Source organism: Providencia sp. CIM-Carb-044 (assembly GCF_033901115.1).
Lineage (GTDB): Bacteria > Pseudomonadota > Gammaproteobacteria > Enterobacterales > Enterobacteriaceae > Providencia > Providencia hangzhouensis.
Genome location: NZ_JAXADV010000003.1, coordinates 73,461 through 96,980, shown reverse-complemented (window position 1 = coordinate 96,980; position 23,520 = coordinate 73,461). Strand labels below are relative to the sequence as shown.

Sequence of the window (23,520 nt, the reverse complement as noted above, 5' to 3'; positions counted from 1 at the left end):
TTTGAGTCAGAATTATTCCTAATTACTATTTCCAAAAACGGTCAATTTGTTCCCTTAGTGCTTCCGCCGTTTTTTGGCCTTTTTCACCCACTAACGCACGGCCAGCAATAAAGGCTTTTGCATTGATACCATTAAATAAATGCAGGTCTTCTGGAATTATCCCGCCTGTAATTGAGAGTTCTAGTCCTAAATCAGACAGTTTGCGCATTTTTTCGATATCTTCATTGCTCCAGCCAATACCAGCGAGTTCTGCATCACGGGAACGATGGTAAATAGCTTGCGAAATGCCAAGTTCAACCCAATTTTTAGCATCGTCAAAAGTCCAATTACCATAGATTTCAATTTGGATTTCACGATTAAACTCATCGGCAACTTTTTTACAGGCAGCAATAGTGGCAATATGTGCCGCCGCTGATACTGTGATCCAATCTGCTCCCGCTTCAAATGCCATTTTCGATAAAATGGCTCCACCATCCGTGGTTTTCATATCGCAAACTAGAATGTGGTTGGGATATTTTTGACGTAAAGTCGCGACCGCATTCATACCTTCTGCAAAAGCTAAGATTGTGCCCACTTCAATAATATCAACGAAAGTGTGTACATTTTCAGCCACTTCGAGTGCAGCCGGTAAGTTGGTTTGGTCTAGAGCTATTTGGATCAAAGGCTTTGTCATTGTGATTGTCCTAAAATATTTTCATGTATGAGACGCGCAAGGCCATCACCATTGTTATCGGTAGCACAAACGAAATCCGCATGGGACTTCACGGTGTCATCAGCATTTTTCATTGCAACTCCTAAGCCTGCTAGCTTAATCATGGAGATATCGTTGTGATTATCACCAACAGCAATAACTTGCTTCGAGTCATAACCCAGAGAATGAAGATACTCAGCTAAACGCGTGCCTTTGTTATTGCCTTTCGCAGCAAAATCGAAACGGTTTGACCATGATTTTTCTGCATTAAAAGTTTGTTTTATCCAAGGTGAGTTTAAGAAGCGCTCTAACGTAGCCGGTTCACCTTCGACGACAAATTTCCAAATATAGTCAGCGTGCTGGACTTGTTCTTCAAATGAATCAATGCGATAAATTTTTGGCGGATGGGCCATGGTTGGGTTGTTAGCCCATTGCTCCATCGCGCTCATGTAATCGATGGGATCGATTTTTGAATACACCATGGCATCGGTGATATACATCACCATTTTCAGTTTGTCCTGTTGCGCCAGTTCAATAAAAGTGAGCGCGTTCTCTTTGGTGAGAGCATTGTGTGTGAGAACTTTTTCATTTTGGTAATCATAAATATAAGTACCATTGCAACAAATAATTGGCGTGGTTAAACCAAGCTCATCATAATAGGGGCGAGCTGCGGTATGATGGCGACCCGTGACTATCATGACATGGCATTGTTTTGCTGCTTTGTGAATGGCTTGTTTGACGGCTGGGTGGATAGTGTGTTCTTGAGTTAAAACTGTGCCATCTAAATCAAGCGCTAATACGTTATACATAGTTGATTACCTCTATTGCTAATTAATGATTCTTTTTTATTATCATTAAATTAGCATAATGCTTGGTCAATAACCTGATAAACATCATCAATGGTGCGGCAGCGACGTAATTTATCAAGATCGACACCGGTTTCACTGTTTTCATCATCGAGAACGCGAGTCACTTCCATCAAGCCTTCCATATGTTCATCTGATGAGCTACCCGCTAAGGTGATCAGCACATCAACGGGTTCATCCTCGCCATCAAAAATAATGGGTTTGTCTAGAGTGACTAAAGCAAAGGCTGTTTTTAGTACACCATCTTCAGGTCTTGCATGGGGAAGGGCCAAATTAGGCGCGATACAAATATAAGGCCCAAGTTTTTCGACGCTGCTGATGATTGCCTCATGATAACTGGGTTTTATCGCCCCCGAAGCGATGAGCAGGTCTGTACCTATCTTAATAGCATCACGCCAGTTATCAGCGGATGCTTTTAGCTGTATCGAATTATTGTCGATTAGTGATTGTTTAAATCCCATCATTGCCTTCCTATTTTTCAACGTTAAGGGAGTAGATACCGTTATGAGCGATATCTATTCCTATGACTTAGGCTATTTATTTCCGATAAAATTAGTATGTATGATATCGAGTAGTTCATCACCGAATGAGTTAGGGTTGAGCATATTTTGTACGCCAAGCACAAATTTCCCATCACCGGGGTCCATTTCTGAGCTTAAATGCTTAGAGGAAACGATAATATCAGTGGCTGTTAATTTTGATTTATAGTCAGATACGGCGCAGGAGTCCATGATGTGTGGGATCCCTTTTTTCTCAAGATACTGGCCAATTTTCATTTTCATCATCATTGACGAGCCTTGTCCATTACCGCAAACTGCTAAGATACGTACAGGTTTAGCGCCGCTATTTTCAAGTGGGGCTGCTTCAGCTTTCTCATTGATCTGAATTTCAGTTTTGGTTGGACTTTGTGCGTCTTCTTCAGCGCGTAATTTTTTTGCGGCAAAGTACATATAGACAAAGGAGAGGGCGACAACCACAAAGAAGAACATTTTAGAGAAAGACAAACCTTGCATAATGACAGGGAAAGCTAATGCCCAGTCGGCCATTCCCATCCAACCGCTAAATTCAGTACCTTGTCGATTGATAAGATCAATGGCCCAAGCGGAACCTAATATCTCGATAACGCCCATGACAAAACAGACTTTCATAACCGCTTTCCAGCCGCCAAAATGGTTTGCAAAGATACCAATAGTGGCGTTGGAGAAAAACATTGGGATAAAACCAGGAATAATCATAATTGGCGAGTTAAATGCCAACATACCCAGAACGGCAACAAATTGCCCAATTGCCCCCCACATAAAGCCAAACACCATCGCATTAGGTGAGAAAGCGTAGATTGCCGCACAATCGATAGCGAGCACAGCGTTGGGAATGACACGTTCGGAGATCCCTTTAAAGGCCTCAGAAAGCTCGGCAACAAACATTCGCACACCCGTAACAATGATTTGGATAGCAACGGCAAATTTTAAACCTGTTTCAATAATATAAATGGTCCAGTGGGTGGTCCCTGCCATGGTTTGCAGATTAGGTATACCAAAGGAAATTAAGATCACACCAAAGAATAAGGTCATCACAATGGCAGTAGCGGAAATACTGTCATGGAAGATATGCAGCCATTTGGGCAGTTTTAAATTATCAACACTGTCTTTTCTATCCCCCAATTTCGGGGAAACTTTGGTTGCTATCCATGAGGCAAACTGCTGCTGGTGGCCGATAGAAAAACCGGCACCGCCAGTGACTTCTTGCGTTGGCTTAAACATAATATTGGAAGAAATTCCCCAATACAGCGCCATTAATACCGCAGAATACAAAATGGTTTCCCACATGCTTGAGCCGAGCACAAAATAGAAAACAGCGATTAGGCCTGCTTGTTGAAACATAATATGCCCTGTCAACATAATGGTACGAATACCCGTGACGCGGCGAAAAAGGACTAAAACAATATTAATTGCGAGAGCTAATAAAACGGTATAGCCCACCCAAGAATAGTTATCACCCATGGCTTCCATTGTCGCCATCATTGACGTATATGGATCAATAACTGAGCCCGTAAGTCCATGGTATTCAGACATTTTTTCTATTACGGGTTTAAAACTGGAAACTAAAGTACTGGCTCCAACGCCAACTAGCATAAAACCAACAATCGTTTTGATTGTCCCTTTGAGGATTGTCGTGCCATCGCGCTTTAATAGCCAATAACCAATAAATGTGACTAAGCCTAATAATAGAGGCGCTTTTGTCATTACTTGGCTGTAAAAAATATAGAAAGCGTCGTATAAAAAATCCATATTTTTACCTCTAATCAAATTGTATTTGTAATTTATCTGGGTCAGAGATGATTCATATTGATCGTATCTGGTGTTATTGCGATATAATCATTTAAAGGGGTTAAACAATCCCGCAAAAATCAAATGTGATCATATGTAATCACGAATTGCTCTTTTATGATTGTTTGCATTTGTCTGTTTTTTTACCAGTAAAAAAATAAATAAATGGCGACTTGATCACGTAAAATTTAAAGTATCCATATATATCAATGTGATATTTTTACTTGAATCAAATATTGTTTTTTTGCATAAGCAAAGGTTGACAATATTAGATGAGATAAATAGAATCAAAACTAATCACTAGTAATCATTTTGAGTCATATGTCATCATGGTCGTGATTATTAACTAATAAGGCGATGATTATGAATGAAGTGCAAAGACACAATGAAATATTGTCGTTATTGGAAACGCATCGAGTGATCAATGTTTCTCATATAACCGAACAATTTAGTGTGTCTCCTGCAACTGCTCGTCGTGATATTTCAAAGTTAGATGAGCAAGGTAAATTGCGAAAAGTCCGTAATGGCGCAGAACGTATTGAAAATAAAAAGCGTAAGTGGACACCGTTAAACATCAATAGTACTGAGCACTATGAAGAAAAGTCTGAAATCGCAATTAAAGCGGCAGAACTTTGTCTTCCGGGAGAAAGCGCTGTAATTAACTGTGGTTCAACCGCGTTTATGTTAGGGCAGCAGTTGTGCGGTAAAAACGTGCAAATTGTGACGAATTATTTTCCATTAGCGAGTTATTTGATTGACCAAGACCATGATGACGTCATTTTAATCGGTGGGCAGTATAACAAAGCACAAAACATTTTTTTGAATCCTGCTTTGAACACGTTAATGGGCTATGCCGGTAACTGGATGTTTACTTCAGGTAAAGGATTAACGGAAGCTGGCTTATACAAAGCGGATATGTTAACTGCGGTAGCAGAGCAGCAAATGCTTGATCAAATTGATAAATTAGTCGTTGTTGTAGACAGTTCCAAAGTGGGTCATCGAACGGGAATGTTATTTTGCCCAGCTAATAAGATAGATGTTCTTATCACTGGAAGAAATGCCAATGCTGAGGTTATCAAAGCGATTGCCGAGCAGGGCACGCGAGTGATACTGGTTTAATTCCGTCGAATACCTGATTTTTTAATATAGACAAATTCAGCTGCCATGCCTTAATTTCTCGATTAAGGCATCAGGCTCCCTACATCTAAAATTCTAGAAAAGGTATTGTTACTATGAGCAAAGTAAATGAAATCACACGTGAATCTTGGATTTTAAGTACGTTTCCTGAGTGGGGAACGTGGCTAAATGAAGAAATTGAAAAAACGGTTGTTGAACCCAATACCTTTTCAATGTGGTGGCTGGGGTGCACAGGTATTTGGTTAAAGAGTGAGGGAAATACCAATGTTTGTATCGATTTTTGGTGTGGAACAGGGAAAAAAACGCAAAAAAATCCACTCATGAATAAGCAACACCAAATGATGCGTATGGGCGGTGTTGAAGCGCTACAACCAAACTTACGTACTGCGATTTTCCCTTTAGATCCGTTTGCGATTAAAGAAGTTGATGCAATTTTAGCCTCTCATGACCATGCTGACCATATCGATGTCAATGTCGCTGCTGCGGTAATGCAAAACTGTGGTGACCACGTTAAATTTATTGGCCCTCAAGCTTGTGTGGATTTATGGATAAAATGGGGAGTACCAACCGAACGTTGCGTTGTTGCCAAAGTCGGTGATGTACTGGAAGTGGGGGATATGAAAATCCGTGTGTTAGACTCATTTGACCGCACGGCACTAGTGACATTGCCACAGGGTGTTTCTTCTTATGATAAGCAAATTTTAGATGGTATGGATTCACGTGCAGTGAATTACCTGATTGAAACAACGGGTGGCTCTATTTACCATTCGGGCGATTCACATTATTCAAACTATTATGCGGCTCATGGTAACCGTTATCAGATTGATGTGGCATTGCTTTCCTATGGTGAGAACCCACGTGGTGTGACCGATAAAATGACCTCATCCGATATTTTACGTGCGGCAGAGTCATTAGATTGCGAGCGTGTTATTCCATTCCACCATGATATTTGGGCTAACTTCCAAAATGATCCGCGGGAAATTGAAGTCTTGTGGAATATGAAAAAAGAGCGTTTGCAATATAAATTTGCCCCGTTCTTCTGGCAAGTGGGCGGGAAATATACTTATCCAACAGATAAAGACCGTATGCACTATCAGCATTTCCGCGGCTTTAGTGATATTTTCAAAAATGAACCTGAACTGCCATATAAAGCGTTTTTATAATTAATCCTGCAATTAAAAGCAGCGTTTAAGGAAACTTAGACGCTGTTTTTTATTGTATTTAAAAAATATATATATTCAAATAATATGTGCTGCCAATATATTTATTATCTATGTGGCATTATTTTTTATTAATCTACTGACGTTGACTGTCTTAATTTAATATTTTCTAATGTTAGTGTTATCAATGTAGATAACTTATCTGATTCAATAAAAATAATTTTTGCTGATTTAATTTCAGTTGTTAATGATGTTAAATTTAAAAACTTTTTAGAAAACCTAACAGGAAGTAAAGTAAATATTATATCAAACATGTACTTAAGCAAGTTTGATAAAGATGATTTTCTAACTACACATTGTGACTCCGATGATGGGATAGGTATTGTAATTAACCTAACAAAGGAATGGGAAGCAAATTATGGAGGATTAACGATGATTTTAGATAAGGATAAAAAGACAATTTTAGATACTTTTATCCCGTCATATTTAAATATTTTAATTTTTGATACAAAAAAAAGAAAAATCCCACATTTCGTTTCCACAGTGACATCTAATAGAACAAGTAAAAGAATGGCATTAGTTGTGAGGTATAATGAAGCAAATTAAAGTACTTCTTTGTGCTATTTTAATATCATTCATATGGGGGAGTGCATTTCCTATATCAAAACTAGCGATTGACCAAGTAGGTGTTTGGGCTTTTAGAATCTACTCCCTAATTATTTCAGTTATTTTTTTGTGCTTTGTTTTTTTCTTTTTTAGTCGGTGTCGGTTTAATTTTCGAGAGTTTGTAAACAGTATCCCACTTGGTTTTTTAAATATTTTTTTAGTTCCTATATTAAATAGTTTGGCGTTAAAGTATACAGAAGCGGTAAAGGCATCTGTACTTGTTTATACAATGCCAGTAATGGCAACAGTTGTATTGGGTGTAATAAATAAACATATTGAAACTCGGTCAGTATTTGTATCTTTGTTATGCATTAGTGGTATTTTTATCTTTATATCACCAGTTGGTATAAGTATTGGTGAAATGATAATTTTATTAAGTGCATTTATGTGGGCACTAGGAACTATTTTATCTGAAAAAATTACCATGAAAATAAACCTAACTTCAAAAGTATTTTATCAAAATATAGTATCATTTGTCTTTTTTATTTTATTAATTCCATTTTTAAATGTTGATTTAAACATATTGAGTAATATACATTCTGAATTTTTTATGAGTGTATATATACCAATTATCTATATGGGGATAGCTAATGGCGTGATTGTTTATGTTCTTTGGTATTATATGATAGAGTATGGTGGCGCAAAGCTTTCATCATACTCAATTCTTATTTCACCAATCATTAGTGTGATGATTTCATCCTATCTTTTAGATGAGACAATGACAATTTCGATGATAATCGGTATGTTATTTATTTTGTTAAGTATGTTAATTGTACTTTCAGAAAAAAATAAAAATTGATATTGAAGTCACCGATAATATGCTTTTAGTGATTATTTTCTTATGGGGCACATTCCCCCTCCGCCCTTATGGGCGAAGGGAGAATGTGCTATTCACAATGCTAAGTTTCCCTTGTTACCTAATGACATTTTGTATTATTCAAAGAGTGGGATATTACTCAAGAATAAACATGCCGTATGGGTGGATCTGCAAATAGAGGTTTTCCCCGACAGAAGGTTGTAATTGAGTGGCATTAATTTGCAGCAACATTGATTGGCCATGCCAATCAACAGTGACTTCATATTGAGGCCCCATATAAGCAACATGAGTCACTGTACAGCGTTGGCTGTCTTCACCTTGTAAACTCAGCGTGATAGCTTCGGGACGAACCCCCACAGTTACCGCGGTTTTATCAGTAACAAACTGTTCTGGGCGTGGTAAGCGATAATTGAAAATATCCACGGAATCCGCACTGAGTGTCGCAGGGAAAATATTGGCATCCCCCATAAAGCTGGCCATAAATTTTGACGCTGGCTGGCGGTAGAGCTCTTGCGGTGAGCCGAGTTGCATGATTTTCCCTTTATTCATGACCAACACCATATCCGAAACCGCAAAGGCCTCGCTTTGGTCATGGGTAACATACAAAGAGGTGATATTAAACTGCTGCTGTAACTCACGGATTTTTTCACGCATGCTACGACGTAAATTTGCATCCAAGTTACTTAATGGCTCATCGAATAACAGCACTTTTGGCTTAAGGATCAATGCGCGAGCTAAGGCAACTCGTTGCTGTTGTCCCCCAGAAATTTGGTCGACAAAGCGGTCAGCAAAACCAGCTAAATCAACTAATTCTAATGCCTCGTCAACTCGTTTTTTTATTTCGGCTTTGGGTAATCCTAACATTTTTAAGCCATAACCCACGTTGTCCCCCAAGGACATATGCGGGAACAGGGCGTAAGATTGGAAAACCATACAGATATCGCGTTGTTGAATGGAACGGTCTGTCACATCTTCACCGTCAATAAACATGCGGCCTTCAGTCGGTTTTTCTAAGCCAGCCACTAAACGCAATACGGTGGTTTTACCGCAGCCTGATGGGCCGAGTAGGGTCACCATGCTACCTTGAGGGATTGAAAGACTTAAATCATCGATGACGGTATTGTTGCCAAAGCGTTTAGTCACATTTTTTAGTTCAACAAAATGATGTTGTGTCATGTCAGTTACTCCATGATTACTGTGCATTTTTGGCTTTGGAACGTGAAACACGGGCTTCGCCAATCAAATAGTCAAATAAGAAAATAATTGCCAACATTACGACAATCAGGATTGAGCCATAGGCAATGGCAACACCATATTCACCGTCTTCAACACGGTTCAAAATATAAGCCGTTGCGACGCGAGTATCTGGAGTAACCAAGAATACAATCGCACTGACAGTGGTGATCGCGCGGACAAAGCTATAAATCAACGCTGATAAAATGGCTGGACGCAACAAGGGTAATAGGATAAAGAAGATGGTACGCATTGAACCCGCTCGTAAGCTGAGTGACGCTTCATCCAATGATTTATCAATTTGCCCTAAACCTGCAATACCAGCACGGATACCCACAGGGACGTTACGCATGGTCATTGAAATAATGACGATGGCAGCCGTTCCCGTTAAATAAAACGGTGAGTCGTTAAAGGCTAAAATGTATGACACACCTGCCACGGTACCTGGAACAGCAAAACACAACATCGTCGTGAATTCGATGGTCTTTTTACCACGGAAGTCTTGGCGAACTACGATATAGGCAATTAGTAAACCAAGGATCGCGGTAATAGGTGCCGCAATACCTGCATACAGAAGCGTATCTAACAGTGACGGCCATGCACCATCGCTCATACCCTGACCAAATAATTTAATAAAATTATCTAAGGTTAATGTGTAATCAACACCCCAGTTCACGGTAAAGCTACCGTAGAAAATGCTACCGTATAACAATATGTTAAATGCAACCCAAATAGCTAAGAAGGTCGTTACAGTGGCAATTAACGATGTTGGTAACGGCTGAACATCACCACGGTAAGATTTCCCGGACACAGTGACATAGGAGCGTTTGCCTATCCACATATACTGAACGCAGAATACTAATAGTGAGAACACTAGTAGTGACGCACCCAAGGTACTGGCGGCTTGATAATCTAACTGTGACCCAGTGATATAGAAGTAAATTTGCGTCGCTAATACGTCAAAGTTTCCGCCTAAAACTAATGGGTTACTAAAGTCAGCCAATGATTGCACTATGACGATTAAAAATGCGTTTGCCAAAGCAGGTTTCAGTAATGGCATAAACACATTAAAGAAAGTTTGGTAACGGTTGGCACGCAATGTATAAGACGCTTCTTCTAAAGATGGGTGAATAGTTTTAATCGCACCATCTAAAATCATGAATGACATCGGGGTGAATGCTAGCACTTGCGCTAACCAAATTCCCGTAAAGCCATATAGCCAGTTGGTATTTTCAAGGCCCATATAGGTCGCAAGGAATTCGGTAATATACCCTGAACGCCCCATCATCAATGTGACCCCTAGACCGACGACAAATGGGGGAGTGACGATAGGCAAAATAGAAAAAACACGGCCAATGATGGCGGAGCGTTTAGCAATACGCGTCGTATAAATGGCTAAAATTAAACCAAAGAAAGTACAGCCAGCCCCTACTGCTAACGATAAAAATACAGAGTTAATAATAACTTGGACAATATGCGATTGTGTCAAAATTGCCACAAAGGCGAATGGTGCAAAGTCTCCATTTCCATCAGTAAACATTGGGATAAAAATAGCGACACTTGGGAACACAATAAACAGGGTTATTAAAGCAACAACGGTGATCAGTGAGCCAATAACAAACTGGTCTCCACCGAGCCACTCAAGGCGGGTTAACGCCAATGTCATCACCATTCCCAAGGCGATAAATAGCACAATAGCTGAGTAACCTAACCCTTTCCCTTCAAAGTAGGAGGTTAAAATCACCACGGCGGCGGTGATAACAGCCACGCCAATATCGACGTAATGCCGTGTTCTATGATAACGATCCGCTGGTGTTAACGGGCGAATAAATAAAATAGAAGGTAATAAATACCAAAGCCAACTAATGTTTAGGCTACTCCAACCGTAAGCCGCTATGATCTCGTCTTGTGTTGAATCAAGTACGCCATAGTCTAGGCTCCAAGAAGGTAGTAACGCGAAACCTAGCCATGCAATCAGCAACCAAAAGAATATGCTATCCTTTTTGGTTGGGGTCGATAAGGTTAGGGTTTGAGACATAGTTCCCCCTAAGCTCGTCATATTTTGCGCTGTCACGGTATTGGCTTCACTCCGTTACCCTAGTCACATACTTATGTATGCTCCTAGGGATAACGTCACTTGCCGCCTAGTGACAACGCTCATAACTCGAAGCTTAATTAAATTAATTTTTTATTTTAGTTAAGTAAGTGCTCAGTGCGGCGAGTTAACGCCGCACTTAATGCTATTTGCTCATTTTGACTTCAGTAACCCATTTATTGATAAGGTTTTTACGGACATCAGCATCACCGTATTTATCCATATCGTAATTAATTAGGTTCAACTCATTGAGTTTTAATGAAATAGGCGAGGACTCTGCCGTTGTGTTGGTTAAGATTTGGTAAGATTTCCCTTCTTTCCAGCTCAGCTCTTGAGCTTCTTTCGATAAGACGAAATCAACGAATAATTTGGCGTTGTCCATATTACGTGCGTTTTTCAGGATACTGATCCCGCCGATTTCATAACCTGTTCCTTCACAAGGAGCGATGAGTTCTAACGGCGCACCGTTTTCCACTTCTAATGAATAATCATGTAAGAAGCCAATACCAATTGCCGACTCACCACGAGCCGCATTACGTGCTGGAGCAATACCTGACTTGGTATATTGTGATATGTTAGCATTTAATTTTTTTAGATAATCAAAGGCTTGCTCATTTCCCCATAATTGGTCGAAAGTGGCTAATGCAGTATAAGCTGTCCCTGAACTTTGTGGGTCTGCGATTTGAATTTCGCCTTTATACTCAGGTTTTGTTAAATCTTTCCAGCAAGTTGGGATCGGCAAACCTTTTTCTTTTAAGCGGTCTTTATTGACACCGAAGCCTAAAATACCGATGTAAACTGCGGAAGAATAGTTACCTTTACGTTTTGCTGGGTCTTGGAACTGCGGCATAATTTCAGACAGATTTGGCGACTTGTATGGCTCAAGTAAATCCATTTCTCCTGCTTGTGAATGAGGGTCTAATGTACCGCCATACCACACGTCAGCTTGTGGGTTACGTTTTTCGGCCTCAATTTTGGCTAAAGTACTGCCAGAACCATTACGTACAAATGTGGTTTTGACATCGTATTTTTTCGCAAAAGCTTGCGTTTCAGTTTCGCACATGGCGTTAGTGGCGCTACAGTAAACAACCAAACGGCCCGCAGCATTTGCAGTGGTAGAAATAGCCGCTAGTGATAAACCAGCAGCGATAAGCGTAGAGAGAGTTTTCAGTTTCATTTTCAGTCCTTTATTCAGGTTTTATTATCAGAGGGTGAAACAGTGCCTGCTAAATGCTCTCGCTTGCTGACATTGGCAATCAATAGAGGCATTAGCAGTAATCCCATCAAAGCCGCAGCACTGGCCAGTAAAGAAAACATCCCTGACCAACCATAATGTGCAATGACTTGAGAGAGTGGCCATCCCGCAATTGCCGCCCCTAAATAGGCGTACAATCCAAGATAGCCCGTTACCGCCCCAGCTGCTTTTTTATGACAATATTCTGTTGCAGCTAAGCCGATTAACATTTGCGGTCCAAACACAAAAAATCCGATAGCAAAGAAACATACAGCCAATAAAGCGTAGTGATGAATTGGTGTTAACCATAAGGCGCTAACTGAGACACAAAGCCCCAAAGAAAACAGTAGGATCATTGGCGCTCGTTGGCCGCGAAATAGGATATCAGAGCCCCAGCCAGAGCAGAGAGCACCTAATAATCCCCCCAATTCAAATAACGATAATGTTGCATTTGCACTGAGTAAATTAGTGCCATGTTTCTCTGTTAACCATAAATTCCCCCAATCGTTTATCGCCATGCGAATGAGATAAACCAAAATATAGGAGAAACCCAGTAACCAAATCATACGGTTAAAAATAATGGCATCTTTTAAAATCGTTAACATTGGCATGGGAGGGGACAAACGCTCTTGGCGTAACTCCAACACATCTTGTCGCCATTGCCCCACGCTTGGAAGCTGTTCTTCTTGTGGTGTGCCACGTAATTGGCGGCACAGCCATAACCCAATGATGACTCCAATAACGCCAGGGACAATTAATGCCATTTGCCAGCTGTACTGGGTTGCCAATAATGCCGTTAGCAGAGGCAGTAACATTCCCCCTAGGTTGATGGAAATATTCCACAGCCCCCACCAAAACCCACGTTCATTGCGTGAATACCAGTGCGTTAGAATGCGTGCGCAAGGTGGCCAGCCCCAGCCTTGAAAAAAGCCATTTAGTGTCCACACGATTAATAACGCCGGAAACGATAAGCAATAGGCAAAAATAATATTTAGCAGCCCTGTCATCACTAAGCCGACACCCATAAACCAACGGTATCCGGTGATATCGTGGAAAATTCCCGATAAAAACTTAGAAATACCGTAGGTTAAATAAAATGCAGTCGCTATCCAGCCAATATCGCTTTTATCGAGAAACAGCTCGTTTTGCATGACAGGCATCACGAAGTTAAAACTCTTTCGCGTAAGGTAAAAAGTGGCATAACCAATAATCATTGATAGCATTAAGCGGCGACGCCAAAAACGATACGTGTTATCCAGACTCAAGGTGTCTTTACCTGTCATAGGGCGGTTTCTCTTGTTAGGCAAAATGTAATCAAGTTTTTAACAAAAAGGATGAGAGAAGGTATTAGGGGACTAGGAATTATTCCTAGTTTTGCGATGTTTTATCTCAAAATGTGGGCAAGTTAACACTTATTTGTGTTCCGTTTTGTGTGGTCAATGTCCAGTCACCACCTAAGGCTCGAACTCGCTCCTCAATACCGCGCAAACCAAAGCCACTCGTGCGTTTGCTAAATGGAATACCAACACCATTGTCATCAACAACTAGCTGGATCGAGTCACCTATTTGCTTAAGAGATATGTGAATTTGTGTGGCTTTTGCATGTTTACTGATATTGTTAAGTAATTCTTGGACGAGGCGATAAAGTGTAAATAAAACCGTTTCATTGATCGGCGTTTCTTGTAAGCCATAATGAAAGTGACATTGAATATTATTCTGTGGAAAAGAAAATTCAGTAATTAAGTGCTTAAGTGCATTTTCAAGGGACATTTCATCCAATACGGGAGGGCGCAATTGGCGCAATAATTGCCGCGTAGATTGGTGAATTTGCTGAGCTAGTTCATTTATTTGACTTGCTGCTTGGTGGCTGATGTCGTCAGATGCTGTTTTTTTCACTAGCATTGACTGAATTTGGATGGCAGTAATATTTTGCCCAATTTCATCATGCAACTCGCGAGCAATCGCTTTTTTGATATCTTCCTCGGTATGAACGAGTTGTAACATTAAGTCGCGTCGCGCTTTTAGCTCTTGCTCTAAGCGTTGTCGGTAGCGTTGTAGGTTACTCGCCAGTTGTTTTTGTCGGCTAATTGCTATCCCAAGCCCAATGCCAATTAAGGCTTGGGAACTGAGAAACATTTCTAGCTCTTCTAAATCAACAAAGGCACCGTGAAATTGCCGTGCAAAAGTAATAATTAAACTGCCTAATAATGCAGAAAGTACGCCGCCCTGCCAACCATAGCGATAAGCCATAAAAACATTAGGAATAAAGACGAGTAGGACAATTAACCGCTCAATTTCGGGGGCAAAAAAGACTTGGGCACTCAACCCAACGACACAGAATAGAAAACACCAAACTATTAAAGAGGTTCGTAATTGTTTATCTGGCGTTCCATAATCAAGGAGCATTTGGTAGTGCTGCTCGTGGAGATACTCATAAATGAGATAAACAAAAGGAGAGAGAAGTATTCCTCCGGTGAATGTTGTTAGGAATAATTGGCTAATGGAATAAGATGATAACCCACTGAATAATAAAGCGTGTAATACACTATTTGCGGCGACACCTGCGAGCAATAATAGTAATCGTTGCCAATATAACGTATAGCGCCACCAAATGTTTTGAATGACGAAGGCAACACCGAGACTTAATAATGGAGATAACAGTAAAACAGGTTGGAAGAGCAGTTGCTCTGATGATAACCAAAAATTTAATATCCCTTCGCTGAGTAGTAGTGTTGGCCAGTAACGTCGCCACAGGATAATCATCAATGCTAGGCGCAAGCCTTGTGGAAGAAATAAAGTTGCTTGAAAACTGTTTTGACTTAAATAAAAGCCGATGATCCACAACCCAATCCATAACAGAGAATAGGTAAAAAATAGAAAGATGGACTGCAGTGTTAAACGTAAGCTTTTATTCATGCCGAAATTACCTTGATATTAGGTTATGCTCTAACGCGTAATGAACAAGGTCGATGGTATTTTCGCATTGTAATTTGCCTAATATATTTGCACGATGCACATGCACAGTTTTATGGCTTAATTCAAGTTGCTCTGCGATCACTTTTACACTCAAGCCAGCAACTAATAAATCAAACACTTCCCGTTCCCGAGGCGTGAGTTCTTGTAGACTTTGCTGCTGTTGGGGTGAGTGGCGTAACGCTCTCATGGCATCGGCGCATAGGTAGCAGCCTCCTTGGTGTACTGAGCGAACCGCTTGCACTAATTCTTCAGGGCCACAGCGTTTAGTTAAATACGCACTGGCTCCAGCATCTAAAGCACTTTGCACAAAAGCGGGGGTATCATAAATACTCAAGATAATGGTGCGAAAATCCGGCTTTTTTTGGCGCAACCGTGATAAAAGTTGCAGGCCGTTCTCATCTGGCATCGAAATATCCATGATGGCAACATCAATATCTAAATTAAGCAAATTAGGCCAAGCTTCTTGAGCATTAGCATATTGCCCGATAACCGAAATATCAGGTTCAAGTGTTAATAGCTGTGCGAAGCCAGAACGCACAACGATATGGTCATCAACTAACGCGATTTTTATCATATTTTTATCAATTTGATGAGTAGGGTATTGGCAAATCTTATAGCAAGACGAACAGGGATAAGCTACTAACATAATTTAAAATTCTGATATTCATCAGGTATTTTCTTTCATTATCCTGCTTTAGTGCTTTGATTGTATAAAGCAGGATAGCGGACGTTAAATGGGGTATGCTTCAATAATGGAAATATGACATTGTGTTGAAATAATTTGTTTTAATTGTAAGTTTGCTTGATTTAGCAGTGAATTGAACTCAGTTTCTGTGCGTTCATGGCCTTCATCAAATAAAACCATCTGTACTAAATCCATATTTTTACTGAAGTGGGGGTGATTGTCGTTGGTAACAATATTTTCAATGATTAGTAACTTAGAGTTAGGACTCATCGACTTTCTAATTGTTTTAAGTATCTTTATTGCAACAGTATCTGACCAATTATGAGTAATATACTTGAGTAAATAAATATCAGCTTCAGGGCAGGCTTCAAGAAATGAGCCAGCTTGGATACTCCAACGTGAGGGGTCATCTAGTTGATTAAAAATATGTTTTTCTAATACTTGGGCTTTATCAAATAATATGCCTTTTAATGTTAAATTTGCTTTCATAACCTCTAAAAGTAACCCACCACAGCCGCCGCCAATGTCTGCAACGAGAGCGTTATCTGGGAAACTATAACTTTCTACGACAAATGCATTTTCTAATTTACTTACAGACGAAATGCCTTCGTGGAAATTATCACTATCAGTAATTCGTTCATCCCAATATTCATAAAAACTCATTCCAAACATGCTGTTAAACAAATGGGGTTCAAACGCGCTGCGGTGTAACTCGCCTGCGGGTAACCAGAACGAAGGGTCAGTAAACATCAATACCGCTTGCCGTAATGAAAACGTATTCTTTTCAGATAAATATTGTGCGGCGGGTGTGAGGTCAAATTTGTTATCAGGGGTTAGCTTAAAAATATCTTTAGTGGCTAATAATCGTAATAATCGAGTGAGTTCTCGGGGATTTGCTCCCGTTTCTTTGGCGAGTTCTTCAGCTGTTTTGGAACCTGATTGTAATGCTTCTGCAATACGCAGTTTCACCGCGGCACGTAGTGCAGCTTGGTATAAATAGCCAATAGATTGCTCTAAAATATGTAAAGCTGGTTGAAGATCCTGCATAGGTAATGAGGGCATTTTATTCATGAATACACCTTAAACGAGAAAGTAACAATAAAATATAATGATTGGTAAAGTATCTCTGCTGTTTTTATTATAGATGGATTTAACCAAAGTCAAATATATCAATTATATATTGTTGTCTTGCTCTCTATCTTAATTAGTGCCTTACGGTAAATCATTAATTATTCTAATTTAATTTATATTAAGTGTATATTTAATGTGTGATTAAACGACAGTGTCTTAAATAAGAGACAAACACACTATAGCCGTGTCTCCAAAAGGCGACATTTATCTTATTGATATTTAAGGTATTTGAAAATGAGCTAATCGGGTGTCATAAATTAGCGACACTTAAGAAAAAACAGTAAGCGGGTACGGTGTATTAAAAAGTAGCTAAAGTGGGATTAAAAATAAATTTTGTTTTTAATCATGTAGATATAAAATTTCTTGAAAAGTTGGCACGGCTTGTGCATAATAATATTCAGTTGCTCATTCAACTTCTTATGTAGGTCCAAAATTAGTTGGGTACATACCACATAAACCAAGAATGACGCCAAAGTAAGGTGCCTACCGTCCAACAGCATAGATATTCGCCTTCGGGCCTTATCAAACACAGGGCGACACGTGGAGTGAGGCACCACCTATATGATTATCTTTAATGTAAAGACATAATCATATAAAAAGCATTATAGAAGTTGTTATCGCTGGCGGGGTGAAGGTCAATACTTCATCCCGCCTTCCTGTTTTATGACCGTCATACTTCGAACCGCAGCGTTGTTACCTGCGTTCAGCCACTCTAGTCACATACTTTTGTATGCTCCTAGAGATATCTTCTCTTGCCGCCCTATGCCCGTCATACTTCGAACCGCAGTGTTGTTACCTGCGTTCAGCTACTCTAGTCACATACTTTTGTATGTTTCATAGAGATATCTTCACTTGGCAGCCTAGCTGCAATCCGAATTATTTAGGGCATAGCTTAGTGTTTTATTTTTAAAGAAAAAACTAAAGAAAAGACGAAAGAATTCATTTAGTAAGACCTATCGATTCTTTTATGCTTTCGTTTATGCGAAAAAGGAACATCCGGAGCGTTGAACATACCTATCTGAAAATTATCATTTTTTACCAATTAACTTGGCACGTTCATTGCTTTTTGATTGTTACACTTAGTCTGATTTTAACGCTATGGGACACAGAATTTGGATTGTGCTTTTCGCATTACAGGGAGTTCTGCTACCATTGCAATACGTTTAATGGGTATGAGATGAATGTATTGAGTAAATGGCGTTTTTTCCCTCGCTCCTTGCGTCAACTAGTTGTGATGGCATTCTGGCTTGTATTACTTCCTTTATTAGTATTAGCCTATCAGGCATATCAAAGCCTAGAGCAACTGAGTAACCAAGCTGCCAATATCAATAAAACCACGTTACTTGACGCACGGCGTAGTGAAGTGATGAGTAGCCTCGCCTTAGAAATGGAACGGAGCTATCGTCAATATTGTGTTTTGCAAGATGCTACATTGCATACTCAATATCAGAAACAGTTTGCAGACTACCAGCAAATGTTTGAACGTCAGCGAACGATCTTACCTACCTCGTCAGACACTTCTGCATTGACTAAGACTTTGGATGTACTTAAAACGGTTGTGTGTGAAAACAATGAACCGACAGAAAAAATCACACGGGCTTTAGAACAATTTTCTGCCGAAAATGCCTCATTAGTGCAAGAAACTCGTGATGTGATTTTTAGCCGTGGGGAACAGCTGCAAAAAGCGATTGCGAATAAAGGCCAATTATTTGGTTGGCAAAGCTTAATTTTATTCTTATTAAGCGCATTGCTAGTGGCATTATTTACTCGGATGATTATTGGCCCAGTTAAAGCTATCGAACGAATGATTAACCGTCTCGGTACTGGGCGTACAATTGCGAATAATATTGAACGCTTTAAAGGCCCTAGGGAGCTACGGACAATCGCACAGCGGATTATTTGGCTAAGTGAACGACTCGCATGGCTTGAATCACAGCGCCACGAGTTTCTACGCCATATTTCACATGAATTAAAAACACCTCTTGCAAGCATGCGTGAAGGAACAGAATTACTCGCTGATGAGGTGGCAGGGCCATTAACGGTGTCTCAAAAAGAAGTTGTAGAAATTCTTGATCACAGTAGTAAGCATCTTCAGCAACTTATTGAGCAATTACTTGATTATAATCGTAAGCTTGTCGATGACCCGCCAGAAGCACAAATTGTTGATTTACAAAAACTCATTGAAGATATTGTTAAAGCACATAATTTACCGGCACGGGCTAAAAATATTAAAACAGAAGTGCGTTTAAAAGTGGACAGCTGTTTAGCCGAACCCTCACTTTTAGGACGAGTTATTGATAATATCTACTCCAATGCGGTGCACTATGGTGGCGAATCAGGTAATATTTGGATCTCTAGTCGCCAAACAGGTAATAAGCTTCTGATTGAAGTTGCGAATACGGGGACGCCAATTCCTGAGTCTGAGCAAAGTATGATTTTTGAGCCGTTCTATCAAGGTTCACTACAAAGAAAAGGTGCTGTCAAAGGAAGTGGGCTAGGGCTGAGTATTGCGCAAGATTGTATTAAACAAATGGGGGGAGAACTTTCTCTCGTTCCCAACAAATCAGCAGATGTCTGTTTTAGAATTGAACTGCCTCTAACCGCAGAGAATGAATAATGGTAAATCGGTCTACAGGTGTTTGGGCGGTACTTTACCGTAACGCATCGTTAAGTAAATATAACCAAAGAGTACCTTATGTGATGAGACGTACAGGGCTCAATTTTGGGGCGGTTTTATTTTCCCTAATTTTAAGTGGATGTGTAGTAAAAAATGGTCAGTCACCACTCGAAACTCTGGCGCAAGTTGTTGTGCCTGAAGTTAAAGTCACAGACTACCGTTATACATCATGTGAATCTATTTGGAACAATGACCAGCCAACTGCACGGGAAAATGCATTATTTTGGTTACGAATGATGGACTGCGCAGATCGCACGGAAACCAGTCAAGCACGTGAAGATGCAGGTAAAATAGACGTAACAAATTGGTCGAGTGCATTTCAACAAAATATTTTGTTGAATTCTGCTGACCCGTCTATTGCAGAGCGCCGTAAAATGCTTGATAGCATAAATACGTACAGTTTGAATTTTCCCACAGGGGTACGTCCATTATTACAATTATGGCGTGAGCAACAAGTACAAATTATCAATCTGTCAGATGTAGGGGTTCGTTATAAACGCCTACAGCAAGAAATGGATACAAAACTCGACCGTCTAAAGGAAGATAATGCTAAATTGGCTTTTGAACTGAATACAACCTCCCGTAAGCTTGAAAATTTAACGGACATTGAACGCCAGCTTTCTTCTCGTAAGAAAAGCACCAACGAAACCGAAAAAGATGTAGAGAATGGGGTTGAAGGAGATAAGCCTATTTCCTCAGAAGAGCCAAAGCCTGATAGCAGCGCATCTTCTCCAGTAGAGCAAAATTCATCGGAGAATGAACAAAAATGACGAATCGTAAGTCAGCAAATTTATTGCTAGTTGACGATGACCCGAGCCTTCTTAAACTGTTAGGTATGCGCTTGAGTAGTGAAGGTTTTAAAGTCACTACAGCAGAAAGCGGTCCTGAAGCACTAAAAATCTTACAAAAAGAAAAATTAGATTTAGTGATCAGCGATTTACGCATGGATGAAATGGATGGTATGGCGCTTTTCGATGAGATACAAAAAGCCCATCCAAACATGCCAGTTATCATACTCACTGCTCATGGTTCTATCCCTGATGCCGTCGCGGCAACACAACGAGGCGTATTTAGTTTTTTAACTAAGCCAGTAGATAAAGATGCATTATATAAAGCAATCGATGAAGCTCTCGCGCTCTCTTCGACACCAATTAGCGATGAGGAGTGGAGCGCTGGTATAGTCACGCGTAGCCCCTTAATGATTCGGCTATTAGAACAAGCGCATATGGTGGCACAATCTGATGTTAGCGTGCTAATTAATGGGCAAAGTGGTACAGGTAAAGAAGTTTTAGCTCAGGCTATTCATAAAGCCAGCCCTAGGGCACGTAAGCCGTTTATTGCCATTAACTGCGGTGCATTACCTGAACAATTATTAGAGTCTGAATTATTTGGTCATGCTAAAGGGGCTTTTACCGGCGCAGTAAGTAACCGCGAAGGGTTATTCTTTGCAGCCAGCGGTGGTACGTTATTTTTAGATGAGATTGGCGATATGCCAATGCCATTGCAGGTTAAATTATTGCGAGTATTGCAAGAACGCAAAGTTCGCCCTTTAGGTAGTAACCGCGATTTAGATATTGACGTGCGAATTCTCTCCGCAACTCACCGTAATTTGCCTAAAGCGATGGAAAAAAATGAGTTTCGTGAGGACCTCTACTATCGCTTAAATGTGGTTAATCTGCGTATTCCTGCGTTAAATGAACGTTCTGAAGATATTCCATTATTAGCAAATCATCTATTGCGTGAATCTGCATCACGGCATAAACCTTTCGTGCGTAGTTTTTCCAGTGACGCCATGAAGTGCTTAATAACAGCGAGTTGGCCGGGCAATGTTCGTCAATTAGTTAATGTTATTGAACAATGTGTTGCATTAACAACGTCTCCTGTTATCAGTGAAGCACTCGTCAGCCAAGCACTTCAAGGTGAAAATACGGCCTTGCCGACATTTGTTGAAGCTCGTAATCAATTTGAATTGAATTATTTACGTAAGTTATTACAAATGACAAAAGGGAATGTCACCCAAGCTGCCCGAATGGCAGGGCGAAACCGCACAGAATTTTACAAATTACTTGGTCGACACGATTTAGAAGCCAATGATTTTAAAGAATAAATAAGAATTATTTACCACATAGTTGTTATCGATTACATTATGTGGAATAAGGCAATTCATATTCACGCTCCGGGAGAAAAAACACCTTATGAGCCGTAAGCTTAATATTTCACTAGCACAACTTAATTGGTTAGTCGGTGACATCGAAGGCAACTGCGATCGCATGTTGCAAGTTGTGAGTGAACAAGCACCAAACACAGATATTGTCATGTTTTCAGAGCTGTCTTTGACAGGGTACCCACCAGAGGATTTAATTTTCCGAGCTGATTTTGAGGACCGCTGTTTAGTACAACTCGACCGTTTGCAAAAAGCCAGCCAAGAAACGGCAATTATTGTTGGTCATCCATGGTATGAAGGGGATGATATCTATAATGCATTGTCTTTTTTCTATCAAGGTAAATTGCATGCACGTTATTTTAAACAAGAATTACCAAATTACGGCGTGTTTGATGAGCCTCGTTATTTCACCGCAGATGAAAAAACCTGTGTTGTTGAATTTAAAGGTTACCAGCTCGGCTTATTGATTTGCGAAGATATTTGGTATGACGAACCGGTTGATGCAGTAAAAGGGGCTGGCGCTGAAATATTACTGACAATCAATGCATCTCCTTATGATATTAATAAAGAACATATTCGAACTGATTTATTAGTCGATCATTGTAAACGCACTCATATGCCAATTGTGTATCTCAATCAAGTTGGCGGGCAAGACGAATTGGTGTTTGATGGTGGCTCAAAAATCATTGCAAACAAAGGCAAGCAAACCTTTAAATTGGAAGAATTTAAAGAGCAGGTTATCACAGTGCAATTTGATGAACTTGCATTGGTGAGCGAAGGTAGCGTATTTATTGAGAATGACCCTGTGGCGCAGGTATACCAAGCTTTAGTCATGTCTACTCGCGATTACATCAATAAAAATGGTTTTAATGGGGCTATTTTAGGGCTATCAGGCGGGATTGATTCAGGGTTAACAGTGGCTATTGCCGTTGATGCAATAGGGAAAGAGCACGTTCAAGCGGTCATGATGCCATTCCGCTATACTTCTGAGATGAGTATCCACGACGCTAAAGAACAAGCTGATTTGCTTGGTGTTGAATTCGATATCGTATCTATCGAACCGATGTTTGATGCTTTTATGGCACAGTTAACGCCTATGTTTGAAGGAACCGCGGTTGATACAACTGAGGAAAACTTACAAGCGCGTTGCCGAGCCGTTATTTTAATGGCGATGTCAAATAAACGTCGTCGCTTAGTTTTGACTACCAGTAATAAAAGTGAGTCAGCGGTTGGCTACTCGACATTGTATGGTGATATGGCGGGTGGTTTTGACGTGTTAAAAGATGTGCCTAAAACCCTTGTCTTTGAGTTGGCTAAATACCGTAATACTATCTCTCCAGCAATCCCACAACGTGTGATTGATAGGCCGCCATCAGCAGAACTTGCGCCAGGGCAATTAGATCAAGACAGTTTGCCACCTTATGATGTGTTAGATGCATTATTAGAAGGCTATGTGGAAAAAGACTTGTCAGTTAATGACCTAATCAAACTTGGTTTTGATAAAGACGTGGTACGCAAAGTTGTGCGCCTTGTTGATATTAATGAATATAAACGTCGTCAGGCGCCTGTTGGGCCACGTATTACGATGCGCAATTTTGGCAAAGACCGTCGTTATCCGATCACCTCAGGTTTTGGCCGTAAAAACTGGTCATAACAGGAAT

19 protein-coding genes are annotated in these 23,520 nt (G+C 40.2%); 8 read left to right on the top strand and 11 right to left on the bottom strand.

Annotated features, from left to right (window positions below; genetic code table 11):
- Positions 1-25: 25 nt before the first annotated feature.
- The 4 genes from SJ312_RS06980 to SJ312_RS06965 form a co-directional block, all read right to left on the bottom strand.
- Positions 26-673 (bottom strand): 3-keto-L-gulonate-6-phosphate decarboxylase UlaD, encoded by a 648-nt coding sequence (locus SJ312_RS06980; RefSeq protein ID WP_096863435.1) that lies wholly within the window; start codon positions 671-673, stop codon positions 26-28.
- Positions 670-1,500 (bottom strand): Cof-type HAD-IIB family hydrolase, encoded by an 831-nt coding sequence (locus SJ312_RS06975; RefSeq protein ID WP_096863436.1) that lies wholly within the window; start codon positions 1,498-1,500, stop codon positions 670-672. The genes SJ312_RS06980 and SJ312_RS06975 overlap by 4 nt, the downstream gene beginning before the upstream one ends.
- Positions 1,501-1,550: 50 nt before the next feature.
- Positions 1,551-2,018 (bottom strand): PTS sugar transporter subunit IIA, encoded by a 468-nt coding sequence (locus tag SJ312_RS06970; RefSeq protein WP_036959017.1) that lies wholly within the window; start codon positions 2,016-2,018, stop codon positions 1,551-1,553.
- Positions 2,019-2,090: 72 nt separating this feature from the next.
- Positions 2,091-3,845, bottom strand: coding sequence for a PTS ascorbate-specific subunit IIBC (locus SJ312_RS06965; RefSeq protein WP_004264961.1), 1,755 nt, complete (start codon positions 3,843-3,845; stop codon positions 2,091-2,093).
- A 402-nt stretch (positions 3,846-4,247) separates the two neighbouring features.
- Here SJ312_RS06965 and ulaR point away from each other — a divergent pair, with 402 nt between their 5' ends.
- From ulaR to SJ312_RS06945, 4 genes are all read left to right on the top strand, one after another.
- Positions 4,248-5,003, top strand: coding sequence for an HTH-type transcriptional regulator UlaR (ulaR, locus tag SJ312_RS06960; RefSeq protein WP_164455448.1), 756 nt, complete (start codon positions 4,248-4,250; stop codon positions 5,001-5,003).
- Between the two features lie 113 nt (positions 5,004-5,116).
- Positions 5,117-6,184 carry an L-ascorbate 6-phosphate lactonase gene (gene ulaG / locus SJ312_RS06955; protein ID WP_004264959.1) on the top strand — a complete coding sequence of 356 codons (1,068 nt, stop codon included), beginning with the start codon at positions 5,117-5,119 and terminating at the stop codon, positions 6,182-6,184.
- 309 nt (positions 6,185-6,493) lie between these two features.
- Positions 6,494-6,787, top strand: coding sequence for a 2OG-Fe(II) oxygenase family protein (locus SJ312_RS06950; RefSeq protein WP_094961698.1), 294 nt, complete (start codon positions 6,494-6,496; stop codon positions 6,785-6,787).
- Entirely contained in the window at positions 6,774-7,646 is an 873-nt protein-coding gene (locus SJ312_RS06945; RefSeq protein WP_153673945.1) for a DMT family transporter, read from the top strand. The genes SJ312_RS06950 and SJ312_RS06945 overlap by 14 nt, the downstream gene beginning before the upstream one ends.
- Before the next feature lie 153 nt (positions 7,647-7,799).
- Here the strand turns inward: SJ312_RS06945 and fbpC are convergent, their stop codons facing one another.
- The 7 genes from fbpC to SJ312_RS06910 form a co-directional block, all read right to left on the bottom strand.
- Positions 7,800-8,840 carry a ferric ABC transporter ATP-binding protein gene (gene fbpC, locus SJ312_RS06940; RefSeq protein ID WP_036959014.1) on the bottom strand — a complete coding sequence of 347 codons (1,041 nt, stop codon included), beginning with the start codon at positions 8,838-8,840 and terminating at the stop codon, positions 7,800-7,802.
- 16 nt (positions 8,841-8,856) lie between these two features.
- A complete protein-coding gene (locus SJ312_RS06935; protein WP_319867289.1) occupies positions 8,857-10,935 on the bottom strand; it encodes an iron ABC transporter permease in 2,079 nt (692 codons plus the stop codon).
- Positions 10,936-11,137: 202 nt separating this feature from the next.
- Complete coding sequence (locus SJ312_RS06930; protein WP_094961702.1) at positions 11,138-12,169, bottom strand: ABC transporter substrate-binding protein; 1,032 nt, start codon at positions 12,167-12,169, stop codon at positions 11,138-11,140.
- A gap of 14 nt (positions 12,170-12,183) precedes the next feature.
- A complete protein-coding gene (gene uhpC, locus SJ312_RS06925) occupies positions 12,184-13,509 on the bottom strand; it encodes an MFS transporter family glucose-6-phosphate receptor UhpC (RefSeq protein ID WP_036959008.1) in 1,326 nt (441 codons plus the stop codon).
- A 106-nt stretch (positions 13,510-13,615) separates the two neighbouring features.
- Complete coding sequence (locus SJ312_RS06920; RefSeq protein WP_110591969.1) at positions 13,616-15,142, bottom strand: MASE1 domain-containing protein; 1,527 nt, start codon at positions 15,140-15,142, stop codon at positions 13,616-13,618.
- Between the two features lie 7 nt (positions 15,143-15,149).
- Entirely contained in the window at positions 15,150-15,776 is a 627-nt protein-coding gene (locus tag SJ312_RS06915) for a response regulator transcription factor (protein ID WP_096863439.1), read from the bottom strand.
- Between the two features lie 156 nt (positions 15,777-15,932).
- The gene (locus SJ312_RS06910) at positions 15,933-16,958 is read right to left on the bottom strand and encodes a methyltransferase (RefSeq protein ID WP_165879565.1); all 1,026 of its coding nucleotides are present in this window, start codon (positions 16,956-16,958) and stop codon (positions 15,933-15,935) included.
- A gap of 1,237 nt (positions 16,959-18,195) precedes the next feature.
- On the opposite strand from SJ312_RS06910, the gene SJ312_RS06905 reads away from it, so the two are divergent.
- From SJ312_RS06905 to SJ312_RS06890, 4 genes are all read left to right on the top strand, one after another.
- Positions 18,196-19,635, top strand: coding sequence for a sensor histidine kinase (locus tag SJ312_RS06905; protein WP_153673946.1), 1,440 nt, complete (start codon positions 18,196-18,198; stop codon positions 19,633-19,635).
- Positions 19,635-20,465: a two-component system QseEF-associated lipoprotein QseG gene (gene qseG / locus SJ312_RS06900; RefSeq protein WP_319867284.1), complete on the top strand. Its 831-nt coding sequence runs from the start codon at positions 19,635-19,637 to the stop codon at positions 20,463-20,465. Before SJ312_RS06905 ends, qseG begins: the two co-directional genes overlap by 1 nt.
- On the top strand, positions 20,462-21,802 hold the full coding sequence (gene glrR, locus SJ312_RS06895) for a two-component system response regulator GlrR (protein WP_004264938.1): 1,341 nt from the start codon (positions 20,462-20,464) through the stop codon (positions 21,800-21,802). Before qseG ends, glrR begins: the two co-directional genes overlap by 4 nt.
- Positions 21,803-21,890: 88 nt before the next feature.
- A complete protein-coding gene (locus tag SJ312_RS06890) occupies positions 21,891-23,513 on the top strand; it encodes an NAD+ synthase (RefSeq protein WP_004264936.1) in 1,623 nt (540 codons plus the stop codon).
- The last annotated feature ends 7 nt before the right edge of the window (positions 23,514-23,520 follow it).

What these genes read in the sequence shown, in the direction of transcription:
- SJ312_RS06980 (WP_096863435.1), bottom strand. Translation starts at nt 673, where the DNA reads ATGACAAAGCCTTTGATCCAAATAGCTCTAGACCAAACCAACTTACCG.
- SJ312_RS06975 (WP_096863436.1), bottom strand. Translation starts at nt 1,500, where the DNA reads ATGTATAACGTATTAGCGCTTGATTTAGATGGCACAGTTTTAACTCAA.
- SJ312_RS06970 (WP_036959017.1), bottom strand. Translation starts at nt 2,018, where the DNA reads ATGGGATTTAAACAATCACTAATCGACAATAATTCGATACAGCTAAAA.
- SJ312_RS06965 (WP_004264961.1), bottom strand. Translation starts at nt 3,845, where the DNA reads ATGGATTTTTTATACGACGCTTTCTATATTTTTTACAGCCAAGTAATG.
- ulaR (WP_164455448.1), top strand. Translation starts at nt 4,248, where the DNA reads ATGAATGAAGTGCAAAGACACAATGAAATATTGTCGTTATTGGAAACG.
- ulaG (WP_004264959.1), top strand. Translation starts at nt 5,117, where the DNA reads ATGAGCAAAGTAAATGAAATCACACGTGAATCTTGGATTTTAAGTACG.
- SJ312_RS06950 (WP_094961698.1), top strand. Translation starts at nt 6,494, where the DNA reads ATGTACTTAAGCAAGTTTGATAAAGATGATTTTCTAACTACACATTGT.
- SJ312_RS06945 (WP_153673945.1), top strand. Translation starts at nt 6,774, where the DNA reads ATGAAGCAAATTAAAGTACTTCTTTGTGCTATTTTAATATCATTCATA.
- fbpC (WP_036959014.1), bottom strand. Translation starts at nt 8,840, where the DNA reads ATGACACAACATCATTTTGTTGAACTAAAAAATGTGACTAAACGCTTT.
- SJ312_RS06935 (WP_319867289.1), bottom strand. Translation starts at nt 10,935, where the DNA reads ATGTCTCAAACCCTAACCTTATCGACCCCAACCAAAAAGGATAGCATA.
- SJ312_RS06930 (WP_094961702.1), bottom strand. Translation starts at nt 12,169, where the DNA reads ATGAAACTGAAAACTCTCTCTACGCTTATCGCTGCTGGTTTATCACTA.
- uhpC (WP_036959008.1), bottom strand. Translation starts at nt 13,509, where the DNA reads ATGACAGGTAAAGACACCTTGAGTCTGGATAACACGTATCGTTTTTGG.
- SJ312_RS06920 (WP_110591969.1), bottom strand. Translation starts at nt 15,142, where the DNA reads ATGAATAAAAGCTTACGTTTAACACTGCAGTCCATCTTTCTATTTTTT.
- SJ312_RS06915 (WP_096863439.1), bottom strand. Translation starts at nt 15,776, where the DNA reads ATGATAAAAATCGCGTTAGTTGATGACCATATCGTTGTGCGTTCTGGC.
- SJ312_RS06910 (WP_165879565.1), bottom strand. Translation starts at nt 16,958, where the DNA reads ATGAATAAAATGCCCTCATTACCTATGCAGGATCTTCAACCAGCTTTA.
- SJ312_RS06905 (WP_153673946.1), top strand. Translation starts at nt 18,196, where the DNA reads ATGAATGTATTGAGTAAATGGCGTTTTTTCCCTCGCTCCTTGCGTCAA.
- qseG (WP_319867284.1), top strand. Translation starts at nt 19,635, where the DNA reads ATGGTAAATCGGTCTACAGGTGTTTGGGCGGTACTTTACCGTAACGCA.
- glrR (WP_004264938.1), top strand. Translation starts at nt 20,462, where the DNA reads ATGACGAATCGTAAGTCAGCAAATTTATTGCTAGTTGACGATGACCCG.
- SJ312_RS06890 (WP_004264936.1), top strand. Translation starts at nt 21,891, where the DNA reads ATGAGCCGTAAGCTTAATATTTCACTAGCACAACTTAATTGGTTAGTC.